Below are 15,699 nucleotides of genomic sequence, written 5' to 3'. Positions count from 1 at the left end.
CGTGGCTGCTCACACCCCTCTCGAACGGTCGGCTCGAATCGGCCGTTCCTCGTCGTGCCCGGAGTCGCGCGTGTTGTCTGGAATCGTGGAATTCCTCGGCTGGTTCGGAGCCGTAACCGTCCTTGCTGGTTACATCTTGTTCTCCACGGGCAAGCTCCCGAACGGCCCCGTCTACCAGTTGTTCAACCTCGTCGGCGGGCTCGCCGTCGCGGTCAACGTCGCGGCGCACCACGCCCTGCCGTCGACGATCGTGAACGGCATCTGGGCGATCGTCGCCGTGGTGGTCCTGGTGAAGATGATGAACGCACGCCGTGCTGCGAAGCGTGGCGTTCCGGTCGACTCCGAGCTGCCGGTGCTGCACATAGAACCGCCGGCGACCACGGCGGTCCTGCCGATCATCGGACCGGCGCTGCGCGACCACGAGCCGGAGGCGACGGACGAGGCGGCCGCAGCCCCGCGCCTCCAGACAGAAACCACCGGAACCACCGCGACCACCGGAACCACCGCGACCGCCGCTGCCAACGTGACCCGCGCGACGGAGACCCAGACCGCCGCCGCCCCCATGACGGAGTCGATCCCGGTCATCACCGCGACCATCGCGCTCGCCCTCGTCGCGGCAGCCCAGCAGCACGCCGACCAGCAGGCCGCTCCCGCGCCCATGCCGGCAACCGACCAGCCGCGCCACGCGGACTCCACCCGCGCCTGACCCTCCCAGCGATACGATCACCGCATGTCCCGGTGGTTGATCGCGACGATGACGTCGGTCCTCTTCATCGCGCTCGTGATCGCGGTGACGGGCTTCGAAGCCCTGCTCGCCGACGTCGAGGTCATCTCCCAGCCCGACGCCACCCCCTACCTCGGGCCGGCGATGGTGATCGGCGGCGCGGCGGTGGTGTTCCTCGCAACGGCGGTCGGTGCCCGCGAGGGCAACCCCGGCGTCACGGGCCTGGTCGCCGCTGCAACCGCGTACCTGGTGATGCTCGGTGTCGGGGCGGTCGGCTACGCCCTGGTCCGGTCGGACCTCACGGAGCTGCTGGTCTTCCCGGCCGGCTACGCGCTGGGGCCGTTCGTCGTCGGCTCGGTCGTGGTGGCGCTCCTCTGCGTGGTGGGTGGCATCACGATGGCCCGTCACCAGGCGAAGACACCGCAGGCGCAGGTCCCGTCCACGAGCGATGACGGCGCCCGGCGATAGGATCCCGGCAACACAGCACGCAGCACCAGCGCAACACAGCACGCAGCACCAGCACGGCAACACCAGCACGACGGGGGACCGATGACCGACCAGCACGAGGCCGACGGCTGGGGAGCCGTCCCCACCGTCGACACGATCAGCGGCACCCGCGGAGCACCCCTCGACACCGTCGCACCGACGAACGGGCCGGCGAATGCACCGACGAACGCGCCCGTGGGCCCAACCGCGCCCGTGGGCACGCCCGCGCCCGCAGCGGCGCCTGCCCGCCCACGCCGCAAGCTCGGCCGTGGTGCCCTCATCAGCATCATCGCCGGCGGCGCCGCGATCGTGCTGCTCGCCGTTGCCGGGGTGGTCGGCTACTCGGTCGGCACGGCCTCGCATTCCGCGGACCGTCCGGTGCGGGCGTTCCTCGACGACCTCTCGGCCGGCAAGGTCGACGCGGCCCTGAAGGCGGCGGGGATCAAGCACGACGCGGACGACGTCCTGCTGACGGACGCCGCGTACGCGAAGGCGACGGGTCGCATCACCGGGTACCGGATCGCGGCGACCCGCGACGACGGCGACACCGCGACGGTGACGGCGTACCTCAAGCAGGACGGACGTGACGTCTCGTCGACGTTCACGCTCGACAAGACGGGGACCGAGTGGGGCGTGTTCCCGATCTGGGAGCTCCAGGCGCCGACGCTCGGCGCGGTGGACGTCAGCGTCCGTGGCCCGTCCGGCGCGAAGGTGCTCGTCGGCGGGCAGTCGGTCACGACGTCGAAGGACGGCACGGCGGAGCTCACGGCCCTGCCCGGCACGTACGGCGTCACGCTCGACGGCGGCAAGTGGTACTCGGCGGACGCCTCGACGGCGACCGTCGCGGGCTTCGGCGGCGCGGCCGCCGTCCCGGCGCCCATGACGACGAAGCTCACTGCGGCGGGCGAGCAGTCCGCGAAGGCAGCGGTGGACGCCTGGGTGAACGGCTGCATCGCCTCGACCGACGCGTCGCCGAAGGGCTGCAGCTTCTACGCCTACGGCGAGGACCCCGCCTACACGTACACGAACCAGAAGTGGACGCTCGAGACCCGCCCGGCGGTGTCGGTCGGCGGGTGGGTCTCGTCGGGCTGGCTCGTCACGACGACGACGTTCGGTCGCGCGACGTTCACGGCGAACATCTCGGGTCCGGGCGGCGTGGGCACGGCCTCCGCCGGTCCGATGAACGTCAACGCCGGCGGTTACATCACCGGCTTCACCGACGCCGGTGCGACATTCCGCTCCGCGGTCGGCAACGGCTCGTCCGACACCGGGTCCTGACCCGGCTCGCGTCCGGCGGTCTCCGCCTGACCACCGGCCTGGAGGCGCGGCTCGCCCCCGCCACGCGCGCCCGCCGGTGCGCACGGTCGCGGCCCGATCCGGCGGCTTCCGGGCTCCGCAGGCGTGCGGAATCCGCACCTGGCTGGCGCCCCGCGCGCAGGGTGACCAGGCTGGTCACGGGTGTTCGCCCAGGGCGGTCCGCACGGGCCTCCAGGGCGACGCGCCCGGATTGATTTCGCGAGGTTACGCGGGTAGTCTCTTCTGGGTGTGCGCCTTGAGGCGTGCCCGAAAAACCGGTTCGGCCCTCGGTCGACCGGACTCCGTCCCCCACTCATCGGCCGCCGTCAGGCGGTGATCAGCGTGGGACGAGGAAGCCGGCGGTCCGCGTCGGCCAGAGAACACGAGCAGGACCAGGAGAACAGTTGCCTACTATTCAGCAGCTCGTTCGCAAGGGTCGTTCGCCGAAGGTCACCAAGACCAAGGCGCCCGCCCTGAAGGCGAACCCCCAGCAGCGTGGTGTGTGCACCCGCGTCTACACCACCACCCCCAAGAAGCCGAACTCGGCACTGCGCAAGGTCGCTCGTGTGAAGCTCTCGAACGGTACCGAGGTCACGGCCTACATCCCCGGTGAGGGCCACAACCTCCAGGAGCACTCGATGGTGCTCGTGCGCGGCGGTCGTGTGAAGGACCTCCCCGGTGTCCGCTACAAGATCATCCGCGGCGCGCTCGACACGCAGGCCGTGAAGAACCGTAAGCAGGCTCGTAGCCGCTACGGCGCGAAGAAGGGTTGAGCCAATGCCTCGTAAGGGTCCCGCCCCCAAGCGTCCCGTCGTCGCAGATCCGGTCTACGGCGCGCCGATCGTCTCGCAGCTCGTGAACAAGATCCTGCTGGACGGCAAGAAGGGCCTCGCCGAGCGCATCGTCTACGACGCACTCGAAGGGGTCACCGCCAAGAACCAGCAGGATGCCGTCGTGACGCTCAAGAAGGCGCTCGACAACGTCCGTCCGACCCTCGAGGTCCGCAGCCGCCGTGTCGGTGGCTCGACCTACCAGGTGCCGGTCGAGGTCAAGCCGCACCGCGCGAACACCCTCGCGCTCCGCTGGCTCACCTCGTACGCCAAGGCCCGTCGCGAGAAGACGATGACCGAGCGTCTCATGAACGAGATCCTCGACGCGTCGAACGGTCTCGGTGCCGCGGTCAAGCGCCGTGAGGACACGCACAAGATGGCCGAGTCGAACAAGGCCTTCGCCCACTACCGCTGGTAGGTCTGACACTCGTCAGGCTGGCCTGGTAGTCCCGGCACCGTCCGGGCGTCGGTGGTCAAGAACTCCGGCGCCCGGACGGACGCCAACCTCTCCTACAACTCTTCCGGAGGAACCCTGTGGCACAGGACGTGCTCACCGACCTGAACAAGGTCCGCAACATCGGCATCATGGCGCACATCGATGCCGGCAAGACCACGACGACCGAGCGCATCCTGTTCTACACGGGCATCACGCACAAGATCGGTGAGGTCCACGACGGCGCTGCGACGATGGACTGGATGGCGCAGGAGCAGGAGCGCGGCATCACGATCACGTCGGCCGCGACGACCTGCTTCTGGGACAACAACCAGATCAACATCATCGACACCCCCGGTCACGTCGACTTCACGGTCGAGGTGGAGCGCTCGCTCCGCGTCCTCGACGGTGCCGTCGCCGTCTTCGACGGGAAAGAGGGCGTCGAGCCCCAGTCCGAGACCGTGTGGCGTCAGGCCGACAAGTACGACGTCCCCCGCATCTGCTTCGTCAACAAGATGGACAAGCTCGGCGCGGACTTCTACTACACCGTCGACACGATCGTGAACCGCCTCGGCGCGGAGCCGCTCGTGCTCCAGCTGCCGATCGGTGCCGAGAGCTCCTTCGAGGGTGTCGTCGACCTGGTCCAGATGCGTGCGCTCACCTGGCGCGGCGACGCCAAGGGTGACGTCGAGATGGGTGCCAAGTACACCATCGAGGAGATCCCGGCCGACCTGCAGGACCGTGCCGCCGAGTACCGCGAGAAGCTCATCGAGCGCGTGGCCGAGGCTGACGACGTCCTCATGGAGCGGTACCTCGACGGCGACACCGACTTCTCGGTAGCCGAGATCAAGGCCGCGATCCGTGCCCTCACGGTGAGCAGCACGCTCTACCCGGTCCTCTGCGGTTCTGCGTTCAAGAACCGTGGCGTCCAGCCGATGCTCGACGCGGTCATCGACTACCTCCCGTCCCCGCTCGACGTGCCGCCGATGATCGGCCACGACGTCAAGGACGAGGAGAAGGAGATCATCCGCAAGCCGGATGCCTCCGAGCCGTTCTCCGCCCTCGCGTTCAAGGTCGCGGTGCACCCGTTCTTCGGTCGCCTCACCTACGTCCGCGTGTACTCCGGCTCGATCGAGTCCGGTGCACAGGTCATCAACTCGACCAAGGGCAAGAAGGAGCGCATCGGCAAGATCTTCCAGATGCACTCCAACAAGGAGAACCCGGTCGGCAACGTGACCGCTGGGCACATCTACGCGGTCATCGGCCTCAAGGACACCACCACCGGTGACACCCTGTGCGACCCGACCAACCAGGTCGTCCTCGAGTCGATGACGTTCCCGGAGCCGGTCATCGAGGTCGCCATCGAGCCGAACACGAAGGCCGACCAGGAGAAGCTCTCCACGGCCATCCAGAAGCTCGCCGAAGAGGACCCGACGTTCCGCGTCGAGCTCAACGCCGAGACCGGTCAGACGACGATCAAGGGCATGGGCGAGCTCCACCTCGACATCCTCGTCGACCGCATGAAGCGCGAGTTCCACGTCGAGGCCAGCGTCGGCAAGCCCCAGGTGGCCTACCGCGAGACGCTGACCAAGGTCGTCGAGCGCTACGACTACACCCACAAGAAGCAGACCGGTGGCTCCGGTCAGTTCGCGAAGGTGCAGATCGCGCTCGAGCCGATGGAGGTCACGAGCGAGAAGGTCTACGAGTTCGTCAACGCGACCTCCGGTGGCCGTGTCCCGCGCGAGTACATCCCGTCGGTGGACGCCGGTATCCAGGACGCCATGCAGGTCGGCATCCTCGCGGGCTACCCGACGGTCGGCGTAAAGGCCACCCTCAAGGACGGCGCGGCGCACGACGTCGACTCGTCCGAGATGGCGTTCAAGATCGCCGGCTCGATCGCCTACAAGGAAGCGGCTCGCAAGGCCGGTCCGGCGATCCTCGAGCCGATCATGGCCGTCGAGGTCCGCACGCCCGAGGAGTACATGGGCGACGTCATCGGTGACCTGAACTCCCGTCGTGGCCAGATCGCCTCGATGGAGGACGCTTCCGGCGTCAAGGTGGTCCGCGCGAGCGTGCCGCTGTCCGAGATGTTCGGCTACGTCGGCGACCTGCGGTCGAAGACCTCTGGTCGTGCCGTCTACTCGATGACCTTCGAGACCTACAGCCAGGTCCCGGCCAAGGTCGCCGAGGAGATCATCGCGAAGAACGCGGGGGAGTAACGCTCCAGCGTTTCTCCACAGGCGGGGGAGCCCGGCGACGGGCCCCTCGCCACCAAGTAAAGTAAAGACACAAACCGCGCACCAACGATCCCGAGCCCATCTGGGCCGGCCGGGGGTGTCGCTTCCGAGTCCTGAGGAGGACCCCAGTGGCCAAGGCCAAGTTCGAGCGCACCAAGCCGCACGTCAACATCGGAACCATCGGTCACGTCGACCACGGCAAGACCACGCTCACGGCGGCGATCACCAAGGTTCTGCACGACCAGTACCCGGACCTCAACGAGGCCCGTGACTTCGCGCAGATCGACAGCGCTCCCGAGGAGCGCGACCGCGGTATCACGATCAACATCTCGCACGTCGAGTACCAGACCGAGAAGCGTCACTACGCGCACGTCGACGCTCCGGGTCACGCCGACTACGTGAAGAACATGATCACGGGTGCGGCGCAGATGGACGGCGCGATCCTCGTGGTCGCCGCCACCGACGGCCCGATGCCCCAGACGCGTGAGCACGTGCTGCTCGCCCGTCAGGTCGGCGTCCCGTACATCGTCGTCGCGCTGAACAAGTCCGACATGGTGGACGACGAGGAGATCCTGGAGCTCGTCGAGCTCGAGGTCCGCGAGCTGCTCGGCTCGCAGGAGTTCGACGAGGACGCTCCCGTCGTGCAGGTCTCGGCGCTCAAGGCGCTCGAGGGCGACGAGAAGTGGGTCAAGTCCGTCCAGGACCTGATGGCCGCCGTCGACGAGTCCGTTCCGGACCCGGTGCGCTCCACCGACCAGCCGTTCCTGATGCCGATCGAGGACGTCTTCACGATCACCGGTCGTGGCACGGTCGTCACCGGTCGTGTCGAGCGTGGCACGCTCGACCTCAACTCCGAGGTCGAGATCGTCGGTATCCGCGCGACGCAGAAGACCACGGTCACGGGCATCGAGATGTTCCGCAAGCTGCTCGACAAGGCTGTGGCTGGTGACAACACCGGTCTGCTCATCCGTGGCCTCAAGCGCGAGGACGTGGAGCGCGGCCAGGTCGTCGTCAAGCCGGGTTCGGTCACGCCGCACACGGACTTCAAGGCGAACGCGTACATCCTGACCAAGGACGAGGGTGGGCGTCACAACCCGTTCTACGCGAACTACCGCCCGCAGTTCTACTTCCGCACCACGGACGTCACCGGCGTCATCACGCTGCCCGAGGGCACCGAGATGGTCATGCCCGGCGACACCGTCTCCATGAGCGTCGAGCTGATCCAGCCGATCGCCATGGAGCCGGGCCTCCGTTTCGCCATCCGTGAGGGTGGTCGTACGGTCGGTGCCGGTACGGTCGAGGAGATCACCAAGTAACTCCGGTTACCTGCTGAAGCGGGGTCGGGCCTTCGGGCTCGGCCCCGCTTTCTCGTTGCGCCGCCCGCACCGTCCGGACCGGAGTCCTCACGGCGTCGTGCACGCCCCCGGAGGGCTCCGCGGACGCCGTCGTACCAGGGGGACCGCCCGGGCCGTCAGCGCAGCCCTGAGGGACGTGACCGGGCCCGTCACGCTGCTCCGGCGCCGAGACCGTCTCCGATCACAGGCGTCAGCGTGTTGCATCGACGGCGTGACACGTCTCCGCCGCTCCGCGACCAACGGTCGCGGCTACCACCGCGTCCGCAGCGGCCGCGGGTTCTCGTACCGCGACCCGGACGGCAAGACCGTCACCGACCCGGAGGTCCGGCAGCGCCTCGAGGACTTCGTCATCCCGCCCGCGTGGGACGACGTCTGGATCTCGCCGTACGAGAACGGCCACATCCTCGCCACCGGCATCGACGGCGCCGGCCGGCGGCAGTACATGTACCACCCGGGCTGGCGCGAGCGGATGGACCGGATCAAGTACGACCGTGCCCTCGCCCTCGCCGAGTCCCTGCCGGCCGCACGCCGGATGGTCACGCAGGACCTCCGTCGGCCGGAGCCGGACCGGCAGCGCGCGCTCGCTGCGGCGTTCCGGATGCTCGACCAGGGATCGCTGCGGGTCGGGTCGGAACGGTACGCGTCCGAGCACGGCAGCCGGGGGCTCTCCACGCTCCTCTGCGCCCACGCCCACGTCTCGGGCGACGACATCGAGCTCGACTTCCCCGGCAAGAGCGGCCAGGAGTGGTCCTCGTCGATCCACGACCCGGACCTCGCTCCCGTCATCGCGGGCATGAAGCGCCGCGGACCGAACGCCCGCCTGCTCTCGTTCCGGGAACGTCGCGGCGCCGAGTGGGAGCCGCTCTCCGCCGAGGACATCAACGCCTACGTCAAGGAGCGTGCCGGCGAGGAGTTCACCGCGAAGGACTTCCGGACCCTGCACGGCACCGTCGCCGCGGCCGTCGACCTCGCCCAGACGGGGCCGCAGTCGTCACAGGCGAAGCGGAAGAAGGCGGTCTCGCACGCCGTGAAGGTCGCCAGCGACGAACTCGGCAACACCCCGACGGTGTGTCGCCAGAGCTACATCGACCCGCGCCTCCTCGACGCGTACGACCACGGCGAGACCATCGACCCGCGCCGGATCCACGCCGCGGAGTCCGAGGTCCGTGCCCTCCTGTACCGACAGTGACCCCGAACTCGCTGAGATGACGTACCGTTGGATATCGTGCCCGACCACCCCCACACGGGCACGGAAGGACCCCCACCAGTCGTGACTGACGAGTGCATCCACGGATTCGAGACCGAGCTCTGCGACATCTGCGCCCCGCGCCAGCGAGCGGCGTCCGAGATCCCCACCCCGACGCCCCGGCGTACCCGGATCACCACCTCGCTCCGGACGGTCCCCGGCCAGGCCGCCACCCCCGCGTCCTCGCTGCGGTCACCGGTGCCCGACCTCCCCGAGGCGCGTGACTTCGCGTCGCTCCGGGCCCACCACGTGACCCACGTGGACAACCTCGACGACATCGTCGGGTCCGGCGCGATCCTCGCGTCCGACGCCGTCACACCGGTCGTCGACGTCGCGTCGCCAGCCGCCCGCACGGCCCGCGCCGAGGCCACCGCGCCCGACGGCTCCCCGGTCGCCTCGCACGTGCCGTTCACGCTCTCGCCCGACGCCACCCGCTGGGACGAGCTCCGCAGCGGTGCCGAGGGCGAGCGCTGGTCCGACGCCGCACGTCGGACCAAGGCGACCGAGTACATCATGCTCGTCGTGCCCGTCTCGGCCTTCGGGGAGTCGGTGATCGTCGCCGACCAGGACGCCGAGGCCGAGGACGTCCGGTTCGCCGTCGGTCCCGGGGCCGCGACGAACCTCATCCGCAGGACGGACTTCACGGACCCGGAGATGCTCGGCCTCGAGCTGCTCGCCGGGCCGAGCGTCCCGTTCTCCGCCGTCGCGGTGATCGGCGTGCCGAACGACCGCGTCCGACAGACCGTCAAGGCGGTGCTGCAGGACCACGGCGGACACGCTCCCCGGGTCGCGGTCTTCCCCCCGTGGTTCGTCCCGCCGGTGGTCGCCGAGTAGCGCGCTCACCGCACCCACGACATGCCCTCCGGACCATCTCCGGGGGGCATGTCGCGTACCGGGGCCGGCCCGCGCCTCCAGGCCCGCCGATCCCCGTGGATCCGGGGAAGCGAGCCGATCCCGACACGCCCGTGGATCGCGACACGCCCGGGTTGCACGGAAGCGGTGCCTATGCGAGACTTGTCCGGTTCCGAATTCCGCGCACCTGTGTGCGCAGGATCACTGCTCTGGCAGTGCACAACCCCCCTGTTCAGCAGGGCTGGGTTGGGCCGCAGGCAGCAGAACACGATCGAATCCCTCGAGAGCGCCCGGCCACAGCTGTGTCCGGACGTGGGGGAAACGACATGCCCACGCTGGACGGCCATGGTCGCCCCGCGCGGTTGACAGGTGAACAGCGGTCATCCCCAGCGGATGCGTCCGGTTGGTTCAGGAAAACAGCCAAGCCCTGCAGGAATGCACGGTGGCGGCGGCGTCAGGCGGCCCGAGGGTGCGCGGCGCAGAGAGGACAAGAGACACATGGCGGGACAGAAGATCCGCATCCGGCTCAAGTCGTATGACCACGAGGTCATCGACACGTCGGCCCGGAAGATCGTCGACACGGTGACCCGTGCCGGTGCAACCGTGGTCGGCCCGGTGCCGCTCCCCACCGAGAAGAACGTGGTCACCGTGATCCGTTCTCCTCACAAGTACAAGGACTCGCGCGAGCACTTCGAGAAGCGCACGCACAAGCGGGTCATCGACATCGTGGACCCGACGCCGAAGGCCGTCGACTCGCTCATGCGACTCGACCTCCCGGCGGACGTCAACATCGAGATCAAGCTGTAAGGGGGCTGGACTGATGGCGAATTCAACCAAGTCCGTCAAGGGCCTCCTCGGCAAGAAGCTCGGGATGACCCAGGTGTGGGACGAGAACAACAAGTTCATCCCCGTCACCGTGATCGAGGTCGGCCCGAACGTGGTCACCCAGATCCGCAACGTCGAGCGCGACGGCTACGAGGCGATCCAGATCGCCGCCGGCGCCATCGACCCGCGCAAGGTGAACAAGCCCGCCGCTGGTCACTTCGAGGCCGCCGGGGTCACCCCGCGTCGCACCCTCACCGAGATCCGCACCAACGACTCCGCCGAGTACACGCTCGGCCAGGAGCTCACCGTGGACACGTTCGAGGCCGGCCAGAAGGTCGACGTCGTCGGAACGTCCAAGGGCAAGGGCTTCGCGGGTGTCATGAAGCGCCACGGCTTCCACGGCGTCGGCGCCTCGCACGGTGCGCACCGCAACCACCGCAAGCCCGGCTCGATCGGTGCTTCCTCGACCCCGTCGCGTGTCTTCAAGGGCATGCGCATGGCTGGTCGTATGGGTGGCGACCGCGTCACCGTCCTCAACCTCACGGTGCACGCCGTCGACGCCGAGAAGGGTCTGCTGCTCGTCAAGGGCGCGATCCCCGGTGCCCGCGGCCGCTCCGTCTTCGTCCGCACCGCCGTGAAGGGTAAGTGATCATGGCCACCACGACCGCAACCACGATCGACGTCCTCGACGCATCGGGCACCAAGTCCGGCTCGGTCGAGCTCCCCGCCGAGCTCTTCGACGTCGAGACCAACGTCCCGCTGATCCACCAGGTCGTCACCGCGCAGCTCGCAGCCGCGCGTCAGGGCACCCACAAGACCAAGAACCGCGGCGAAGTCCGCGGTGCCGGTCGCAAGCCGTTCAAGCAGAAGGGCACCGGCCGCGCCCGTCAGGGTTCGGTCCGTGCTCCGGAGCACACCGGCGGTGGCGTCGTCCACGGACCGACCCCGCGCGACTACTCGCAGCGCACCCCGAAGAAGATGATCGCCGCTGCTCTGCTCGGCTCGCTCTCGGACCGCGCCCGCGGTGGCCGCATCTCCGCTGTGGAGGGCTTCGTCGAGGCCGAGGTGCCGTCGACCAAGACCGCCCGCACGCTGCTCGAGAAGGTCGCGCCCGTCAAGCACGTGCTCGTCGTGCTCGAGTCGGACGACGAGCTGACGCTCAAGTCGATCCGCAACCTGCCGAACGTCCACGCGCTCTCGTACGGCCAGCTCAACGCCTACGACGTGCTCAAGGCCGACGCGCTCGTCTTCAGCAAGAGCGCACTCGACGCCTTCATCGCGTCGAAGACCGCGAAGGAGATCTCCGCATGAGCGGCTTCAACAAGGACCCGCGCGACATCATCATCTCGCCGGTCGTCTCGGAGAAGAGCTACGGCCTGATCGACCAGGGCAAGTACACGTTCATCGTGGACCCCCGCTCGAACAAGACCGAGATCAAGCTCGCCATCGAGAAGATCTTCGACGTCAAGGTCGCGAGCATCAACACGCTGAACCGTCCGGGCAAGACCCGTCGCACGCGCTTCGGCCTGGGCAAGCGCAAGGACACCAAGCGTGCCATCGTGACGCTCAAGTCCGGTTCGATCGACATCTTCACGGCTGTCGGCTGAGGACCAGAGGGATAAATCATGGCTATTCGTAACTACAAGCCGACGACCCCCGGTCGTCGCGGCTCGTCGGTCGCCGACTTCGCTGAGATCACCCGTTCGACGCCGGAGAAGTCGCTGCTTCGTCCGCTGCCGAAGACCGGTGGCCGCAACAGCTCCGGCCGCATCACCACCCGTCACATCGGTGGTGGCCACAAGCGCCAGTACCGCGTGATCGACTTCCGTCGTCACGACAAGGACGGCGTGGACGCCAAGGTCGCACACATCGAGTACGACCCGAACCGCACCGCGCGCATCGCGCTCCTGCACTACGTGGACGGCACGAAGCGGTACATCATCGCGCCGAACAAGCTCAAGCAGGGCGACGTCATCGAGCAGGGCGCCGGCGCCGACATCAAGCCCGGCAACAACCTGCCGCTCCGCAACATCCCCGTCGGTACCGTCGTGCACGCGATCGAGCTCCGCCCCGGTGGCGGCGCCAAGCTCGCACGTTCGGCCGGCGCCTCGGTTCGTCTCGTCGCCAAGGACGGCCCCTACGCGCAGCTCCGTCTGCCGTCGGGCGAGGTCCGCAACGTCGACGCACGCTGCCGCGCCACGATCGGCGAGGTCGGCAACGCCGAGCAGTCGAACATCAACTGGGGCAAGGCCGGCCGCATGCGCTGGAAGGGCGTCCGCCCGACCGTCCGTGGTGTCGCGATGAACCCGGTCGACCACCCGCACGGTGGTGGCGAGGGCAAGACCTCCGGTGGCCGTCACCCGGTCAGCCCGTGGGGTCAGTCCGAGGGCCGCACGCGCAAGCCGAACAAGCCGAGCGACAAGCTCATCGTCCGTCGCCGTAACGCCGGCAAGAAGCGCAAGTAGGAGTTCAGAAGATGCCACGCAGTCTGAAGAAGGGCCCCTTCGTCGACGAGCACCTGCTCCGCAAGGTCGTCACGCAGAACGAGGCCAACACCAAGAACGTGATCCGTACCTGGTCGCGTCGCTCGATGATCATCCCGAACATGCTCGGGCACACGATCGCCGTGCACGACGGCCGCAAGCACATCCCGGTGTTCGTCACCGAGTCGATGGTCGGTCACAAGCTCGGCGAGTTCGCGCCGACCCGCACCTTCCGTGGTCACGTGAAGGACGACAAGAAGGGCCGTCGCCGCTAAGGCGGCGACGCAGAGGAGGAACGAAATGGTGGAGTCGATCGCACGCGTGCGACACATCCGCGTCACGCCTCAGAAGGCCCGTCGCGTCATCGAGCTGATCCGCGGCAAGCAGGCCCACGAGGCGCTCGCCATCCTGAAGTTCGCCCCCCAGGGCGCTTCGGAGCCCGTGTACAAGCTGGTCGCCTCGGCGATCGCGAACGCCCGGGTGAAGGCGGACTCGACGAACAGCTTCCTCGACGAGCGCGACCTCTACGTGAGCCGCGTCTTCGTCGACGAGGGCACGACCCTGAAGCGGTTCCAGCCGCGCGCCCAGGGCCGCGCCTTCCGCATCAACAAGCGCACCTCCCACATCACGGTCGTCCTCGCGACGCCTGATGAGGTCGAGGCTGCGGCGACGAGCAAGAAGGCGAGCAAGTAATGGGCCAGAAGGTCAACCCCTACGGCTTCCGCCTCGGGATCACGACGGACCACGTCTCGCACTGGTTCACCGACAGCACCAAGCCGGGTCAGCGCTACGCCGACTACGTGGCCGAGGACATCAAGGTGCGCGAGTACCTGAAGAAGACCCTCGACCGCGCCGGCGTCGCCCGCATCGAACTCGAGCGCACCCGTGACCGTGTCCGCGTGGACATCCACACGGCGCGTCCGGGAATCGTCATCGGTCGCCGCGGCGCCGAGGCGGAGCGCGTTCGTGGTGAGCTCGAGAAGCTCACCAAGAAGCAGATCCAGCTGAACATCCTCGAGGTCAAGAACCCCGAGACCGAGGCCCAGCTCGTCGCGCAGGGCATCGCCGAGCAGCTCTCCGCTCGTGTCGCGTTCCGTCGCGCCATGCGCAAGGGCCTGCAGGGTGCACAGCGCGCCGGCGCCAAGGGTGTCCGCATCCAGGTGTCGGGTCGTCTCGGCGGCGCCGAGATGTCGCGTTCGGAGTTCTACCGCGAGGGCCGCGTGCCCCTGCACACGCTCCGCGCGAACATCGACTACGGCTTCTACGAGGCCCGGACCACGTTCGGCCGCATCGGCGTGAAGGTCTGGATCTACAAGGGCGACATCACCAACAAGGAGCTCGCTCGCGAGCAGGCGAACCAGCGTTCGTCGCGCCCCGAGCGTCGTGGCGGCCCCCGTGGTGGCGAGCGCGGCGACCGCCGTGGCGGCGACCGTGGCGGCGACCGTGGCGGCCGTCAGCAGCAGGCCCCGCAGGACGCGCCGGCCGGCGCAGGAGTTGAGGCGTAACAATGCTTATTCCCCGTCGAGTCAAGCACCGTAAGCAGCACCACCCGAAGCGTTCGGGCCAGGCCACCGGTGGCACCAAGGTGTCGTTCGGTGACTACGGCATCCAGGCGCTGACCCCCGCTTACGTGACCAACCGTCAGATCGAGTCCGCTCGTATCGCCATGACGCGTCACATCAAGCGTGGCGGCAAGGTGTGGATCAACATCTACCCGGACCGTCCGCTCACCAAGAAGCCGGCTGAGACCCGCATGGGTTCCGGTAAGGGCTCGCCCGAGTGGTGGGTCGCCAACGTCAAGCCGGGTCGCGTGCTCTTCGAGCTCTCCGGCGTCAGCGAGGACATCGCCCGTGAGGCGCTGACTCGTGCAATCCACAAGCTGCCCCTCAAGGCACGCATCATCAAGCGCGAGGAGGGCGACGCATAATGGCGATCGGTTCCAAGGAGCTCCGTCCGACGGAGCTCGACACGTTCGAGAACGAGCGTCTTGCTGACGAGCTGAAGAAGGCCAAGGAGGAACTCTTCAACCTCCGCTTCCAGTCGGCCACCGGCCAGCTGGAGAGCCACGGTCGTCTCCGTGCCGTCAAGCGCGACATCGCCCGTATCTACACCGTCCTCCGCGAGCGCGAGCTCGGCATCCGTGCCACTCCCGCGCCCGTCGAGACCGCCACCAAGGCCAAGAAGACGACGAAGAAGGCTGAGAAGCCGGCCGAGTCGACCGAGGCCGAGACCGCCGAGGAGAACTGATGGCGAACGAAGAGAAGAACTCCGCCGCCTCTGCTCGCGGCTACCGCAAGACGCGTCGTGGCTACGTCACGAGCGACAAGATGGACAAGACCATCGTGGTCGAGGTCGAGGACCGCGTGAAGCACGCGCTCTACGGCAAGATCATCCGTCGCACCTCCAAGGTGAAGGCCCACGACGAGCTCGGCACCGCTGGTGTCGGCGACCTCGTCGTGATCAGCGAGACCCGTCCCCTCAGCGCCTCCAAGCGCTGGCGCCTGGTCGAGATCCTCGAGAAGGCCAAGTAGGCCCCGGCCTGCTTCGGAATAGGAGACAGCAGTGATTCAGCAGGAATCCCGCCTCAAGATCGCCGACAACACGGGTGCCAAGGAGATCTTGACCATCCGCGTGCTCGGTGGCTCGGGTCGTCGCTACGCCGGTCTCGGTGACGTCATCGTCGCCACGGTGAAGGACGCCATCCCCGGCGGCAACGTGAAGAAGGGTGACGTCGTCAAGGCGGTCATCGTTCGCACCAAGAAGGAGACCCGTCGTCAGGACGGCTCCTACATCAAGTTCGACGAGAACGCGGCAGTGATCCTCAAGCCCGACGGCGACCCGCGCGGCACGCGCATCTTCGGTCCGGTCGGTCGCGAGCTCCGTGACAAGAAGTTCATGAAGATCATCTCGCTCGCGCCGGAGGTGCTGTAAG

21 protein-coding genes are annotated in these 15,699 nt (G+C 68.0%); all 21 read left to right on the top strand.

What is annotated here, in order from left to right; genetic code table 11:
* Positions 1-85: 85 nt before the first annotated feature.
* The 21 genes from DEJ28_RS16955 (at position 86) to rplN (ending at position 15,698) form a co-directional block, all read left to right on the top strand.
* Positions 86-706 carry a CBU_0592 family membrane protein gene (locus tag DEJ28_RS16955; protein WP_146248910.1) on the top strand — a complete coding sequence of 207 codons (621 nt, stop codon included), beginning with the start codon at positions 86-88 and terminating at the stop codon, positions 704-706.
* A 24-nt stretch (positions 707-730) separates the two neighbouring features.
* Positions 731-1,192, top strand: coding sequence for a DUF6121 family protein (locus DEJ28_RS16950; protein WP_111116954.1), 462 nt, complete (start codon positions 731-733; stop codon positions 1,190-1,192).
* A gap of 81 nt (positions 1,193-1,273) precedes the next feature.
* The gene (locus tag DEJ28_RS16945) at positions 1,274-2,488 is read left to right on the top strand and encodes a hypothetical protein (protein ID WP_111116953.1); all 1,215 of its coding nucleotides are present in this window, start codon (positions 1,274-1,276) and stop codon (positions 2,486-2,488) included.
* 422 nt (positions 2,489-2,910) lie between these two features.
* Entirely contained in the window at positions 2,911-3,279 is a 369-nt protein-coding gene (gene rpsL / locus DEJ28_RS16940) for a 30S ribosomal protein S12 (RefSeq protein ID WP_071292552.1), read from the top strand.
* 4 nt (positions 3,280-3,283) lie between these two features.
* A complete protein-coding gene (rpsG, locus tag DEJ28_RS16935; protein ID WP_056121395.1) occupies positions 3,284-3,754 on the top strand; it encodes a 30S ribosomal protein S7 in 471 nt (156 codons plus the stop codon).
* 116 nt (positions 3,755-3,870) lie between these two features.
* On the top strand, positions 3,871-5,988 hold the full coding sequence (gene fusA / locus DEJ28_RS16930; RefSeq protein ID WP_111116952.1) for an elongation factor G: 2,118 nt from the start codon (positions 3,871-3,873) through the stop codon (positions 5,986-5,988).
* 146 nt (positions 5,989-6,134) lie between these two features.
* Complete coding sequence (tuf, locus tag DEJ28_RS16925) at positions 6,135-7,322, top strand: elongation factor Tu (protein ID WP_111116951.1); 1,188 nt, start codon at positions 6,135-6,137, stop codon at positions 7,320-7,322.
* Positions 7,323-7,572: 250 nt separating this feature from the next.
* Positions 7,573-8,550, top strand: a complete 978-nt coding sequence (locus tag DEJ28_RS16920) for a DNA topoisomerase IB (protein ID WP_111116950.1) — start codon at positions 7,573-7,575, stop codon at positions 8,548-8,550.
* Positions 8,551-8,631: 81 nt separating this feature from the next.
* The gene (locus tag DEJ28_RS16915) at positions 8,632-9,441 is read left to right on the top strand and encodes a DarT ssDNA thymidine ADP-ribosyltransferase family protein (protein ID WP_181433825.1); all 810 of its coding nucleotides are present in this window, start codon (positions 8,632-8,634) and stop codon (positions 9,439-9,441) included.
* Positions 9,442-9,957: 516 nt separating this feature from the next.
* Entirely contained in the window at positions 9,958-10,266 is a 309-nt protein-coding gene (rpsJ, locus tag DEJ28_RS16910) for a 30S ribosomal protein S10 (protein WP_022903286.1), read from the top strand.
* A 13-nt stretch (positions 10,267-10,279) separates the two neighbouring features.
* On the top strand, positions 10,280-10,933 hold the full coding sequence (gene rplC, locus DEJ28_RS16905) for a 50S ribosomal protein L3 (protein WP_111116948.1): 654 nt from the start codon (positions 10,280-10,282) through the stop codon (positions 10,931-10,933).
* Positions 10,934-10,935: 2 nt separating this feature from the next.
* On the top strand, positions 10,936-11,595 hold the full coding sequence (gene rplD, locus DEJ28_RS16900) for a 50S ribosomal protein L4 (RefSeq protein WP_111116947.1): 660 nt from the start codon (positions 10,936-10,938) through the stop codon (positions 11,593-11,595).
* Positions 11,592-11,891 (top strand): 50S ribosomal protein L23, encoded by a 300-nt coding sequence (gene rplW / locus DEJ28_RS16895; protein WP_097181256.1) that lies wholly within the window; start codon positions 11,592-11,594, stop codon positions 11,889-11,891. Before rplD ends, rplW begins: the two co-directional genes overlap by 4 nt.
* An 18-nt stretch (positions 11,892-11,909) precedes the next feature.
* Positions 11,910-12,749 carry a 50S ribosomal protein L2 gene (rplB, locus tag DEJ28_RS16890; protein ID WP_111116946.1) on the top strand — a complete coding sequence of 280 codons (840 nt, stop codon included), beginning with the start codon at positions 11,910-11,912 and terminating at the stop codon, positions 12,747-12,749.
* An 11-nt stretch (positions 12,750-12,760) separates the two neighbouring features.
* The gene (gene rpsS / locus DEJ28_RS16885) at positions 12,761-13,042 is read left to right on the top strand and encodes a 30S ribosomal protein S19 (RefSeq protein WP_022906343.1); all 282 of its coding nucleotides are present in this window, start codon (positions 12,761-12,763) and stop codon (positions 13,040-13,042) included.
* A gap of 25 nt (positions 13,043-13,067) precedes the next feature.
* On the top strand, positions 13,068-13,460 hold the full coding sequence (rplV, locus tag DEJ28_RS16880) for a 50S ribosomal protein L22 (protein WP_022906344.1): 393 nt from the start codon (positions 13,068-13,070) through the stop codon (positions 13,458-13,460).
* On the top strand, positions 13,460-14,272 hold the full coding sequence (gene rpsC / locus DEJ28_RS16875) for a 30S ribosomal protein S3 (RefSeq protein WP_111116945.1): 813 nt from the start codon (positions 13,460-13,462) through the stop codon (positions 14,270-14,272). The genes rplV and rpsC overlap by 1 nt, the downstream gene beginning before the upstream one ends.
* Before the next feature lie 2 nt (positions 14,273-14,274).
* The gene (rplP, locus tag DEJ28_RS16870; protein WP_065960031.1) at positions 14,275-14,694 is read left to right on the top strand and encodes a 50S ribosomal protein L16; all 420 of its coding nucleotides are present in this window, start codon (positions 14,275-14,277) and stop codon (positions 14,692-14,694) included.
* Positions 14,694-15,014 carry a 50S ribosomal protein L29 gene (gene rpmC, locus DEJ28_RS16865; RefSeq protein ID WP_111116944.1) on the top strand — a complete coding sequence of 107 codons (321 nt, stop codon included), beginning with the start codon at positions 14,694-14,696 and terminating at the stop codon, positions 15,012-15,014. The genes rplP and rpmC overlap by 1 nt, the downstream gene beginning before the upstream one ends.
* Positions 15,014-15,298, top strand: coding sequence for a 30S ribosomal protein S17 (gene rpsQ, locus DEJ28_RS16860; RefSeq protein WP_111116943.1), 285 nt, complete (start codon positions 15,014-15,016; stop codon positions 15,296-15,298). The genes rpmC and rpsQ overlap by 1 nt, the downstream gene beginning before the upstream one ends.
* A gap of 31 nt (positions 15,299-15,329) precedes the next feature.
* Positions 15,330-15,698: a 50S ribosomal protein L14 gene (rplN, locus tag DEJ28_RS16855; protein WP_111116942.1), complete on the top strand. Its 369-nt coding sequence runs from the start codon at positions 15,330-15,332 to the stop codon at positions 15,696-15,698.
* Position 15,699 lies beyond the last annotated feature (1 nt).

It is taken from the genome of Curtobacterium sp. MCPF17_002 (assembly GCF_003234115.2).
Taxonomy (GTDB): domain Bacteria; phylum Actinomycetota; class Actinomycetes; order Actinomycetales; family Microbacteriaceae; genus Curtobacterium.
The sequence above is the reverse complement of the archived record's forward strand: the minus strand, read 5'-3'. Positions and strand labels throughout refer to the sequence as shown.

Coding starts and splice junctions, on each gene's coding strand:
- DEJ28_RS16945 (WP_111116953.1), top strand. CDS start 1,274: ATGACCGACCAGCACGAGGCCGACGGCTGGGGAGCCGTCCCCACCGTC.
- rplB (WP_111116946.1), top strand. CDS start 11,910: ATGGCTATTCGTAACTACAAGCCGACGACCCCCGGTCGTCGCGGCTCG.
- rpmC (WP_111116944.1), top strand. CDS start 14,694: ATGGCGATCGGTTCCAAGGAGCTCCGTCCGACGGAGCTCGACACGTTC.
- rplC (WP_111116948.1), top strand. CDS start 10,280: ATGGCGAATTCAACCAAGTCCGTCAAGGGCCTCCTCGGCAAGAAGCTC.
- rpsS (WP_022906343.1), top strand. CDS start 12,761: ATGCCACGCAGTCTGAAGAAGGGCCCCTTCGTCGACGAGCACCTGCTC.
- rplD (WP_111116947.1), top strand. CDS start 10,936: ATGGCCACCACGACCGCAACCACGATCGACGTCCTCGACGCATCGGGC.
- rpsJ (WP_022903286.1), top strand. CDS start 9,958: ATGGCGGGACAGAAGATCCGCATCCGGCTCAAGTCGTATGACCACGAG.
- rplP (WP_065960031.1), top strand. CDS start 14,275: ATGCTTATTCCCCGTCGAGTCAAGCACCGTAAGCAGCACCACCCGAAG.
- rplV (WP_022906344.1), top strand. CDS start 13,068: ATGGTGGAGTCGATCGCACGCGTGCGACACATCCGCGTCACGCCTCAG.
- rpsC (WP_111116945.1), top strand. CDS start 13,460: ATGGGCCAGAAGGTCAACCCCTACGGCTTCCGCCTCGGGATCACGACG.
- rplW (WP_097181256.1), top strand. CDS start 11,592: ATGAGCGGCTTCAACAAGGACCCGCGCGACATCATCATCTCGCCGGTC.
- rpsG (WP_056121395.1), top strand. CDS start 3,284: ATGCCTCGTAAGGGTCCCGCCCCCAAGCGTCCCGTCGTCGCAGATCCG.
- DEJ28_RS16950 (WP_111116954.1), top strand. CDS start 731: ATGTCCCGGTGGTTGATCGCGACGATGACGTCGGTCCTCTTCATCGCG.
- rpsQ (WP_111116943.1), top strand. CDS start 15,014: ATGGCGAACGAAGAGAAGAACTCCGCCGCCTCTGCTCGCGGCTACCGC.